The sequence below is a fragment of the Cytophagia bacterium CHB2 genome, from assembly GCA_030263535.1.
Taxonomy (GTDB): domain Bacteria; phylum Zhuqueibacterota; class Zhuqueibacteria; order Zhuqueibacterales; family Zhuqueibacteraceae; genus Coneutiohabitans.
Map to the genome: position 1 here is coordinate 41,752 of SZPB01000005.1, position 12,137 is coordinate 53,888.

At 53.8% G+C, this 12,137-nt stretch carries 6 protein-coding genes and 1 pseudogene; 3 read left to right on the forward strand and 4 right to left on the reverse strand.

What is annotated here, in order from left to right; all coding sequences use genetic code 11:
- Positions 1-58 precede the first annotated feature (58 nt).
- Together FBQ85_01400 and FBQ85_01405 are read right to left on the reverse strand one after the other, a co-directional pair.
- A pseudogene (locus FBQ85_01400) lies at positions 59-910 on the reverse strand (hypothetical protein).
- On the reverse strand, positions 907-2,031 hold the full coding sequence (locus FBQ85_01405) for a site-specific DNA-methyltransferase (GenBank protein ID MDL1873821.1): 1,125 nt from the start codon (positions 2,029-2,031) through the stop codon (positions 907-909). Before FBQ85_01405 ends, FBQ85_01400 begins: the two are co-directional and overlap by 4 nt.
- A gap of 209 nt (positions 2,032-2,240) precedes the next feature.
- Here FBQ85_01405 and FBQ85_01410 point away from each other — a divergent pair, with 209 nt between their 5' ends.
- Positions 2,241-3,416, forward strand: a complete 1,176-nt coding sequence (locus tag FBQ85_01410) for a transposase family protein (protein MDL1873822.1) — start codon at positions 2,241-2,243, stop codon at positions 3,414-3,416.
- A 236-nt stretch (positions 3,417-3,652) separates the two neighbouring features.
- Here FBQ85_01410 and FBQ85_01415 read toward each other — a convergent pair whose 3' ends face one another.
- Positions 3,653-6,004, reverse strand: coding sequence for an FAD-binding protein (locus tag FBQ85_01415; protein MDL1873823.1), 2,352 nt, complete (start codon positions 6,002-6,004; stop codon positions 3,653-3,655).
- A gap of 333 nt (positions 6,005-6,337) precedes the next feature.
- Positions 6,338-7,261 (reverse strand): hypothetical protein, encoded by a 924-nt coding sequence (locus FBQ85_01420; protein ID MDL1873824.1) that lies wholly within the window; start codon positions 7,259-7,261, stop codon positions 6,338-6,340.
- A gap of 249 nt (positions 7,262-7,510) precedes the next feature.
- On the opposite strand from FBQ85_01420, the gene FBQ85_01425 reads away from it, so the two are divergent.
- Positions 7,511-10,597 (forward strand): amidohydrolase, encoded by a 3,087-nt coding sequence (locus tag FBQ85_01425; GenBank protein MDL1873825.1) that lies wholly within the window; start codon positions 7,511-7,513, stop codon positions 10,595-10,597.
- 93 nt (positions 10,598-10,690) lie between these two features.
- A complete protein-coding gene (locus FBQ85_01430) occupies positions 10,691-12,037 on the forward strand; it encodes an amidohydrolase (GenBank protein ID MDL1873826.1) in 1,347 nt (448 codons plus the stop codon).
- Positions 12,038-12,137: the final 100 nt, after the last annotated feature.

A 12,137-nucleotide genomic window follows, 5' to 3' on the forward strand; every position in this document is an offset into this window, starting at 1 on the left:
CAGATGGCAATTTGGAGTACTCCGATGCAGTTTCTTGTTAGCTAAGAAGGACAATCGCTTACACCGGCTTTAGAAGTGTGCTGGAAGACAACTTTGCTTCCAAAGCCGTGACAATCTGGGCCAGCTCAATCCGAGCTTCGGCCTGAAGCCCAAGACATGCTGCGATTCCGTCGGCGTCGGTACTTACCCTTGAATGCATTCCCAACTTGAACGAACGGTCTGCCTGCTTCTCCAGTCGGTACACGTGCATGTGCATCGCATCGCCAAGTACGGCTGGGTTCTTCAAATGCTCAAAGGTGAACTCCTTCGCCATGTAACGGAAGAGCTTGTCCTGGAGTACAAGAACCAGCTTCTTATTGATGTGCTCGAAAGTCTGAATCTTGTGGTGCATCTGGACCAAGATCGTCTTCGCCGTCATCTTCCAATTCATGCCGTATGACTTCGTGGATGACTCTTCTTTATCTCTGCGTGGAGCGCCGAGTTTTTAGAGGAGTCGCTGTCGTTCCGGCCATACGGTGCCGGTAGTATCCAGAGTCTGAATCTCAATTCCTACGAAATCCTTCACCTTACCCTTTCGAGCCGATGCCAGGAAGTAGTCAACGCTCCCACCAGGAACAGAGACCTCTTGAACGATGTGAAGCTCGTTTCCCGGTTCATGTGTGGTCAACAAGTGCAGGCAGTCGGTGAATATCTGGCGTCGTTCAAGAAGGCGTGTCGGGCAGATCACCACAGGCTCCTGCTCCTTGCCGTAAAGAACTGTGCACGAGCCTATGGAAGTGCCGGGGTCACTCTTCCGAACCTTGTAGCATGTCTTTGATAGAAATGGGCACTGCTGCTCACGCACGACACGCGACCAGTCCTTCCGCCGGCTTTCGACTGAGTGGCCGAACAGTTCGACGACCGTACTCATAGCAGCGTCGCGCATCGTTCCTCTGCGATCTTTAGGTAATGGCTTGAAATGTCAATCCCGATGGACTGACGCCCCAGGTCACGCGCGGCAAGAAGGGTAGTACCCGTCCCGCAGAACGGATCAAGCACGACTCCACCGTGCGGGCATGTCGCGAGAATGGGAATTCGACACAGGTCCACCGGGTAGGGTGCGAAGTGACTCTCTCTTTTCTGTGTGTCTTCGGGCATAATGTCCCATACATCGGCCGGCTTGCTACCATTCGGATGGTATCGGAGAAAGTAGAACCCTCGATCGCGCAGTTCCTTGGCACGGCCCGAGACCTTTTCGCTATCGGAGTGGGTCGCACGTTGTTGGCCGCGAATAATCATGCGGAAATCCGAGATGCGTCCAGCACCAACGTCTGCCAGAACCTGGTTCAACGCTTTGAAGGCAGCTTGTTTCTCTTCCTCGCTCAACGATGTAGAGAGTTCGATCTGCCGCTTGTAACGGACGCCAGAAACGCCGGTGGCAGATACGACGGCGCCGTTAACGACCCGCGCCTCCCTGGGTTTTGACCGAATCGCGTCAGCGTCGTAGTAGTACTTCGCCTGCTTCACAAAGTGAAAGACATGTTCGTGAACATTGCCGAGGCGATCTTTCGTGTTGTCCATGCCGCTCTTGACTTTGTTCCAAATCACGCTGTTGCGCAGAATCCAGCCTTGCCGATCGGTGAGTTCGAGTGCCACTCGCCAGGGAATGCCGGCTAGTCCCTTATCTTGGTAGGTATCCCCGATGTTGAGCCAGAACGACCCCTCAGGTTTGAGTACTCGCTTTAGTGAAAGAACGATGTCCAACAGGTGGCGGATGAATTCCTGATAGTCGTTTTCAAGGCCGATGCCTCCGGCTTCATACTCACGTTTCCCCCAGTACGGTGGCGAGGTCATGGCGAAATCAATAGACGAAGTCGGAAGTTCGTCCAGGACGATCTGCGCATCACCATGGAGGAGAAGGGGACGCAGGCGGGCGCTAGCAAGGTACGTCTTCACTCTTTCAGAGTAACTCATAATGCCGATTGAATGAGGCGGCTTAGTGAGGTGTAAACCCTTGCCTTTGATTGTTGTCTCATTCATCATTGTATTCATATCATTCGGGGCTTCTTCTCAAAGGCGTAATACTTGTCAGGCATGTCTGCTTACTTAACGCCTTCAAGATAATGGAATTTCTGCTTCTGTCAATCGCTTTTTAACTCAGAACTGCGCCGCATTGCCTCATAAAAAATGTTACCGAAGCATTTTGAATGAGGGGTCGTTGCCTCATAATTTATGTTACCCAAAACCGGAGAACATAAGTTATGAGCCATTTTTCCAAACGCGAGTATCTAAAAGCCATCTTTGCGCGTTATCAGAAAGCCAGTCGCGCCGAAAAGAGAATACTGCTGGACGGCTTTTGTGAAATCTGTGGCTATCATCGCAAGCATGCGATTCGTTTGTTGCAACGCCCGACTCGCCAGCAGAATGCGCGGGTGCGTCAACCACGGGGGCGAAAACGAGGCTATGATCAACCGCTGCTGTTGCGCGTGCTCAAAGACATTTGGCGTGCGGCTAATTTGCCCTGCGCCAAACGGCTCAAAGCGCTCTTGCCGTTGTGGCTGCCACATTACGAGTGGGAACTGCCGGATGACATCCAGCAGAAGCTCTCGAACATCTCTGCGGCAACGATTGATCGTTTGCTCAAGCCCAGCCGCGGGAAATATGCCAAACGCGGATTGGCCACCACCAAACCGGGTTCTTTACTCAAGCATCACATCCCGGTCAAAACCAACCAGTGGGATGAAACCATCCCCGGCTTTCTCGAGGCCGATACCGTGGCCCATTGTGGCAACTCCACGGCCGGGATGTTCGTCTTGACCGTCAACGCTACCGACCTTGCTACGGGCTGGTCAGAACAGCGTGCGGTGTGGGGCAAGGGCAAGGGCGAGCGCGGCGTGCTCGAGGCCGTTACCAGCATCGAACACCTGCTGCCCTTCGACGTGCGCGGCTTCGATTGCGATAATGGTTCGGAGTTTCTAAATTGGCATTTGGAACGGTATCTGCAAAAGCGCAAGCGCCCGATTCAATTTACGCGTTCGCGCCCGTATCACAAAAACGACAATGCCCATGTTGAAAACAAAAACTGGACGCACGTTCGGCAATATCTCGGGTATCAACGTTTCGATCAACAAGAGATTACGGCTTTGCTCAACGAACTCTACACCTCGGAGTGGCGGTGGCTGATGAATGCGTTTTTGCCCTCGGTCAAGCTTATCGAAAAGAAACGGCTGGGCTCAAAGATTATCAAAAAGTACGACGCCCCGCAAACCCCCTTGGCGCGTGCGCTGGCTTCGCCGCACGTGAGCCCTGCCCGGAAGCGTCAACTCAAAGAACAGTATCAGGCATTAAATCCATTTCAACTACAAAAAACCATAAGCCAAAAGATTAAACGCATTCTCACTTTGGCAACGCATACAAACAGGACCATCGAAGAATGAAAACTTTCAAACACCCTAACCCCCCGTCTTCCTTCGGAAGACGAAAGCCTTTTTACACCCCTCCCGGTAACATTTTATTTTGAGGCAACGGGACGCGGGTTGCAATAGTTTCAAGTTTGGGCAAAATTGAGCAGAAACGAGGGGGGATTACTGGTGTAGGTAAAAGCGTGCAGATGCAATATCATCACGACAAAGTGAAATCCGACTCCATTCAGATCATGCTTCGCGTCCAACTCTCATCCCACCACTTCGCCTTTTCTATTCGTCAGCTTTATGGGGGCGAGAGGCGCCGGGCTGTCGGTTTTGCCAAAACTCAAGGTATCCATCGGGCATACCGTAACGCAAATGCCGCAGCCGATGCACGAGCTGGTGGCGTTATCCAGCACTTGCTGCTTGAGTGCATAGCTCATGACATCGATGCCGACCTGGCAATTCCGCGAACATTCGTAACAGCCGATGCACTTATCATTCGCCACGATTTTGAACTTGCCGATTTTCAGTTTAGCAAACAGGGCGGACTCCAACTGCATCAGCTTGGCGAGCGGACACCAATAACGGCACCAAACCTTTCCGCCAAGGAAGGGATATAACGTCACCGGCAAAATGCCGACGAGCCAGACATCCGCGTAAATGCGATAAATGCTGATACCCAACTCGGCGGCGCCGGTGAGTGCGTTATACACGTCTTTCAAGAGCATCAAGAGTGTAACCAGCGCGGCAAAAATCAATACGGCAAGGTTCATCCATTCCCACTGAATTGATTTTTGACCTTTAGGCGCGAGATGTCGCCAGCGATCGCCGAACGTCTCGGCCAAACCGCCGCACCCGCAAATCCATGAACAATAGCGCTTGCCGTGAAACAGCACAAATATCGGGATGATGATGAACGTCAATAACACGCCCCACACAACCCAAACTTGATGCGGACTGTAAAAAAACGTGTAAAAAAACAGCGGCCAGGCATAAATGAGTCCATAACTCCGCCACGCTTGCTCGGCAAATGTTGGATCACTCGCGAGCTTCTCTCCCACCCATTGATAGTTCACTGCCGTCTGAAATAAGAACTCGGGGATGAGAAAAAAGAAAACCCATTGAAAACTGATCAAACTGACAAAACGCCAAATTTGAAATTTATCTTTGCGATCAAGTCCCCAGCGCTTGAGTGCTTGCAAGCCAAAAAACGTCATCAACGCGGTGTACAGTACGGTATACCAAAACGACCACGGGCGATCGAGCAGCGAAAGAAATTGGTATCCCCAATCTTTATAGGGCCAAAATTCTTGCCCTGCGCCGATCTTTGCGCCGTAAATTGTGTACCATACGAAGAACGATAGGCCGAGCCAGGCAAAGCGATCGCCGCGCATGCCATAAAAAATCAGACTGCCCAGACTTAACGCCCAGATGAGGCCGCCGAACCAGCCAGGTAAATCAGGCAAATTTACGCCAAGAAAATTTGCATGTCCCCCCAGGCTTGCGCCAAAGATTGACAGGCCAAGGAAACCGAGTATCGTAAGCACAACGGCGCGAGTGAGGCTGCCATCCCATTCGTTTTCCATTTTGAGTCCGAGTGATTTCAAGAAATCGCGCGGCGCCTCCGCGCCAATGAGCACGAAGGCATGATCGTATGGAATTTTGCGCGTTTCTTGCGAGCCGCCGTGAGCGATCGTGAGCGTCGCTTCGCGTTCACCGAACTCCGTGACGTTGGAATGAAAAATCGGCTCAATGCGTTTCGCGGCAATCGCTTCGTTGAGTTGGCGTTCATTATCTCTGAAGATGCGCTCAAATTCGCCGCGACGGTAGGAAAGATAGACTTGGTTTTGTTCGCTGAGCGTGATTGCCGCTTCCACGGCGCTGTTGCCGCCGCCGACAACGAGGATGTTTTCATTCCTATACTTGCGCGGCGAATATAAGCGATGATACACGCGCTCGTGCTCTTCACCAGGCACGTTAAGCTTGCGCGGATTGCCGCGTAGCCCCGTGGCAAGAACGATCCGTTTACTGCGATACGTTGCTGACGATGTCTGCACATAAAAAATGCCGCCCTTCCTCTCCAATCCGGTAACGCCCTCGCCTGTACGCACATTTAGACTATTGGCTTGAATGATTTGATGCCAGCGCTTGATCAAATCCTCCTTGGTTGCGCCGTCAAGCCAGAGTTTGCCCTTGGCCGGCTGGCTATCCGGTTCGGCATAAACGTATTTTCCTTCTGGAAAATTTTCGATGGTATTCGCAATTTGCTCTTTCTCGAGCAACACGTAACGCATGCCGCGCTCACTCGCTTGCAATGCGGCATTCAACCCCGCTGCGCCCGCGCCAATCACGACGACATCATAAAGCTCGCGATCGCTGCCGCCGATGGCATTGGGTAATGTGGCGATATGCTCAACAACCTCGAACCCCTGCGCCATGGCATACTTGATCACCGGCGCGCCAGCAAGATCGCCCACGATGTACAAGCCCGCAAAATTACTCTCATTGTGTTTCTTAAGAAACGGCCGCTCATTCGGACCGCTGCCGGAATGCAGAATATCGACAAGAAATTGTTTCAGGCGAGTGTAAAAGGCAGGTTGTTCGCTGGGCGTTGGCATAATCCTTATCACATTGAATGATCGTTGAAATCCGAAATCAGCTTCGTAATCTGAATAACCTCAAGCTGAAACAAAAACTCTTGCGCCGCGCTATCGCTAGGCTGACTCGGCTGGCTGCTCGTCACTCTTCTCTCAACACCGACGGCCTTCAGCCTATTCCCAGCCTGCGTCAATTTTCGCTATTACCGCGTTACCTCAATTCGTCTAACTAGCATCGCTTGTCATCCTACATGGATCGGGTGACGTACTCGGCATTAAGCCCAGGCTCAAACAACTCCATGTCTGAGACACGGCGAGTGAGTCAGCAAATGAAGAGGTTGCTTACCGGCAATTTTATTGATCGGCGGCTTCTGTCGAATCTTTTGCAACCGCTTGCTGCACTTTTACAACTTTGGTACTCAAGTCTGCCGCCAGCGTTTCGGCGGCTTCACGGAATTGCGCGGATGAAGCGGCTTTCGCATGACAGGCGAGCAGCGCTTCGCCGCTTTCCACATGCAAAATGCGCGCATCGGTTTCATAGCCGCCGGCGAGCCGGCTGAGATTGCCCACGGCGACGGCTTGTACGCCCAAGATTTTTCCCACCGCCACCGCCGTCTCCGCCTCCAACGCGCCGGTTTGTCCCAAAGCCTGCTCTTCAAAAACGCGGTCGATCTGGCGGCGCTCCACGATGCGATAGGCGCCATGATTGATCAGCGCGGTTACCATCATTTCTGAAAAAGTTGCGCCCAGCCCTTGCGCGGTTGAATCGCCGCCGGGATAATCAAACGGGAAAACTGCCAACATCGGCTTCTCGCCCACGACGGTTATTGCCTGTGGCTCCGGTGCAGGTTCTGCAGCTTTCTCCGGTTTTGGCTGCGCTTTGTTAAACCATTCCGGATGCTGGCTGCGAATGCGCGCGATGACTTGCGCCGCTTGCGCGCGATCCTTCCCTCCCTCCGGCGCGAATTTCAAAGCCTTGGTGAAATGATCGTACGCTGCAAGGGACTTGCCTTCCTTGAACAATAAATCAGCATAGGCTAAATGCGCCTTTGCGTTTTTCGGATCGAGCCGGAGAGCCTGTTCGAATTTCGCTTTTGCCAGAACCACGCGGCCGCGCTTCATCAGCGCAAGGCCTTCGTTGGTCAATTTCGCGGAACGTATCTCGGCGCGATCCGCCGCAGCCTCGCGCGCGACCCGGCGCGCCGTTATTTGTGCAGAGGCGGAAGAAATCGCGCCGGACAAAAACCATAAACTCAACAGCATCAGAAAATATTTCATAATGAACTCCTGTTTTTCCGTTTATGTAGCTTAGTTTTCTGACATTAAAAGTAAACTGCAAATGAACACGAATAGCAAAAATCATCACCGCTGCAAAAAGCAAGCTTAATTTCTACTCCGCCGGTCAAAAACGCAAGCACTTTATCCTGGGATTTGCGTTTGCGCGCTTGACATCACAAGTGAAACTTTGCATATTGGCCGCATCCCAGCACAATCATTATTGCCGTTCATTATCAAGAGGAGGATTTCATGCCACGTGACCTCAGTTGCCACTTTAAGAAAACCCGGCCGCTGGCAAATCATGTTTTGCCGACTGCGGTTCTCATCGTCCTCATCAACACCTGCGTTGCCTATACGCAAATTGCGCCGACCGAGGGTTTACGCGACAATACGCCCAAAGTGCATGCCCTCATCAACGCCAGAATCGTCCCGGCGCCTGGACAAGTAATCGAAAAAGGCGCAGTGATCGTGCGCGACGGTGTGATCGTGGCCGCCGGCGCGCAAGTGACGCCGCCGGCAGATGCGCGCGTATGGGATTACACCGCCAAGACTATTTATCCTGGTTTCATTGAAACCTATTCGAATCTCGGGTTGCCGGCAGCGCCTCCTCCCACTCGCGGCCAGGCCGGCGGCGGTCAAACGGAACGCCGCACCGAAGAACGGCGCGGGCCGCGGCATTGGAATCCCCTGATGCGCGCCGATGACAGCGCCGAAGAAATGTTTCAACCGGATGCCAAGAAAGCGCAAGCGCTGCGCGAGTTGGGATTTTGTGCGGCATTAACCGCACCGGCCAAAGGCATTTTCCGCGGCGCCAGCGCACTGATCAGTTTGGGCGAAGAAGCGGCGAATCGCGGCATCCTCAAACCCAACGTGGCGCAGCATCTCGCTTTCGAAACCGCCACGTTTCAGGACGGTGGCTATCCCAATTCCGTCATGGGCAGCATTTCATTCATCCGCCAAACGTTTTTGGATGCGAAATGGTATGAAGCGGCGATGACGGCTTATCGCAAGAATCCCGCGCAAACGCGCCCGGAAGAAAGTCCCGCACTCGCGGCTTTGTTCGAAGCGGCGAACAGCCGGCAGCCGGTGATCATCGAAGTGAACGATGATTTGAATTTCATGCGCGCATTGAAAATCGCGAAAGAATTCAATCTCAACATGATCGTGCGCGGCAGCGGCCATGAATATCGCCAGTTGGATCGCGTGAAAGCCGCGGGCGTCACGCTGATTTTACCGCTCGATTTCCCGGAGAAACCCAACGTCGAAACGCCGGAAGATGCGCTGGAAGTTACACTCGAGGAATTGCAACATTGGGATATGGCGCCGGCGAATGCGCATTGGCTGCAACAAGCCGGCGTAAGTTTTGCGTTGAGCACCACCAAACTCAAAAAGGAATCAGATTTTCCCGGGCGCGTGCGCGAAGCCATCAAACGCGGCTTGCCGGAGAGCGCCGCACTGGCGGCATTGACGACGATTCCCGCGAAAATCGTGGGTGAAGAAAATCGTTTGGGCAGCATTGCCTCGGGTAAAGTTGCGAATCTCGTTGTCACCGACGGCAATTTGTTTGCCGAAAAAACTTCGATTTTGGATGTTTGGATCGACGGCAGCCGCCATGAAATCAAGAAGCCGGCGGCAGTTGATTTGCGCGGCACGTGGGAAATCACACTGACCAATGCTGCGGGCACGATTCAATCTTATAAGCTCAATCTCAAAGGCACGCCGGAGAAATTGAGCGGCGACATTGCTAAAGACGCGACAAAGGCCAATCTCACCAAAGCACAACTCGATGACAAGAAAGTTGCGTTGGTTTTCAAAGGCGACTCGCTCGGCCATGCCGGTGTGATCCGGCTTTCGGGTTTCGCTGAAGCCGGCGCATTGCAAGGCAACGGCGAGCTGGCCGACGGCTCTGCGGTTTCGTGGAGCGCGAAACAAACCGCGCCGTTTGAAGAAAAATCTTCGGAGAAAATCAAGGCGGCCGCAGCGCCTGCGGTTTTGAAGAAAGTTTATCCCTTTGGCGGCTATGGCCGCAGCAGCGCGCCCGAGCAGCCGCAAACCGTTTTGGTGCGCGGGGCAACGATTTGGACCAGCGGCCCGCAGGGCAAACTCGAAGACGCGGATATGCTGATCAAAGCCGGTAAAATCGCGCAAATCGGCAAGAGCTTGACGGCGCCTGCCGGCGCGATGATTATCGATGCGAAAGGCAAACATGTCACGCCCGGCTTGATCGATGCGCATTCACATTCCGCCGCTTCGTCGATCAATGAATCTGGCCAGGCGGTGACCTCGGAAGTCGGCATCGAAGATGTGATTAATCCCACCAGCATCAACATCTATCAGCAACTTGCCGGCGGGCTGACGGTTGCACATGTGATGCATGGCTCCGCAAATCCGATTGGCGGAAAAAATCAAACCATGAAATGGCGCTGGGGCGCGGATGCCGAAGGATTGAAATTCGTCGAAGCGCCGCCGACCATAAAATTCGCGCTGGGCGAAAACGTCAAGCGCAGCAACAGCTCGCAGCCTTCGAGCCGTTATCCCGCCACGCGCATGGGCGTTGAGCAAATCATCAGTGATCGTTTCAAAGCCGCGCGCGATTATGAGAAGGAGTGGAACACATTCAACGCCGCCAAGAAAAATGCGGTCGCGGCCATCCCGCCGCGCCGCGATTTGGAGCTGGAAACGCTGGTTGAAATCTTGAACGGCAAGCGCTTCATTCATTGCCATTCTTACCGCCAGGACGAAATTTTAATGCTCATTCGCCTGGCGGATGAGTTCGGCTTCAAAGTCGGAACGTTCCAACACGTGCTGGAAGGGTATAAAGTCGCGGATGCCATCAGCACGCACGGCGCGGCGGCCTCGTGTTTCAGCGATTGGTGGGCGTACAAGTTCGAAGTGTACGATGCCATTCCGCACAATGGCGCGATGATGCACAAGCAGGGCATCGTAGTTTCGTTCAACTCGGATAGCGGCGAGTTGGCGCGGCGCATGAATCTCGAAGCGGCAAAAGCAGTGAAATACGGCAATGTGCCCGAGGAAGAAGCGCTGAAGTTCGTCACGCTGAATCCTGCGATTCAACTCAAAGTCGATCATCTTGTCGGCTCGCTCGAAGCCGGCAAACACGCGGATTTCGCGATTTGGAACGGCTCGCCGCTGTCAACCTATTCGATGTGCGAGCAGACGTGGATCGAGGGCCGCAAGTATTTCGATCGTGAGGAAGATCTCCGCATGCGAGCGGAAGTCGAAAAAGAACGCGCTGCGTTGATCCAAAAAGTTTTGATGGAAAAAGAAGAGAGCGCCAAAGATAGTCCGCGCGAGGCAAAGAAACCCACGGATTGAGTTCGTAGTCGCGCCTTCAGGCGCGTTCGGTAACTAAACTTCTTGACCCTGAAGGGTCAACTACGAACTAGACCCAACACGGAGCCATCAGTGATGAAAATAAAATTCGTTTTCTTAATCAGCTTGTTGCTTGCAGCTAACGTTCTTGCGCAAAACTACGGCCAGGTGCCGGCGCCGCTGCAAACCCGGCCAATCGCGCTGGTGGGCGCAACGATTCATCCGGTGAGCACGCCGGCAATCGCGAACGCCACCATCGTGTTCGATCAAGGCAAAATCGTGGCACTGGGGCAAAATGTGAGCATCCCCGCCAATGCCGAGCGCATCGAGGTTTCCGGCAAGCATGTTTATCCCGCAATGATCGACGCGAACACGACATTGGGTTTGATCGAAATCGGCTCAGTGCGCGCCACTGTGGACTTTTCTGAAACCGGCCCGATCAATCCCAATGTGCGCGCGGAAGTGGCGGTGAATCCCGACGGCGAAATGATTCCGGTGACGCGCGCGAACGGCGTGGCGCTCGCTCTCAGCGTGCCGCAAGGCGGCATCATCAGCGGCACCTCGGCATTGATCATGCTCGACGGTTGGACCTGGGAACAGATGACGCTCAAAGCGCCGGTGGGCATGCACGTGAATTGGCCGAACATGACGCTGCAGCGGCGCTGGTGGATTACGCAAAGCGACGAAGAACAGCGCAAGCAGATGAAAGAGAACATGGAAAAACTCAAAGAGGCGTTTGCGCAGGGCCGCGCTTACATGACAGCCAAAGCCGGCGAAGCCAAAACCGCAGGCGTTTTTCATGAAAGCGATTCGCGCTGGGAAGCGATGATTCCGGTGTTCGAGAGAAAAATTCCGGTGTTCGTGAATGCCGGTGAGATCAAACAAATTCAAGCGGCCGTGCAGTGGGCGGTCGAAGAGAATCTTCGCATCGTCATCACCGGCGGGCAGGATGCGTGGCGCGTCGCGGATTTGTTAAAGGCGAAAGACGTGCCGGTGATTTACGGCCAGGTTCATGATTTGCCCAACCGCGGATGGGAGCCTTACGATACGCCGTTCACGGTTCCGGCGAAACTGCATGCCGCGGGCGTGAAATTCTGCCTCGCGGATTTCGACAATGCCAACGTGCGCAACTTGCCCTATCAAGCGGCGACGGCGGCAGCGTATGGCCTGCCGCGGGAAGAGGCGCTAAAAGCCATCACTCTCTATCCGGCTCAAATTCTCGGCGTTGCCGATCGTGTCGGCTCGCTCGAACCCGGCAAAGATGCGACGTTGATCGTGACCAACGGCGATCCGCTCGAAATTCCTACGCAGGTCGAGCACGAGTTTATTCAAGGCCGGCGCATCGATCTCGGCAACAAACATGAAGCGTTGTATCGGAAATACTCGGAAAAATATCGCCAGCTTGACAGCGCGGGCGACGTCAAGGCGGGCGGAACGAACTAGAAGCTTGGCCGGAAAGTGGTTGTGCGTCGGCACATTTGATATTATCTTGTGGGTGGAAAATTTGAACTTTTCACCCAACGTGGTTACGGACTATGCTCGG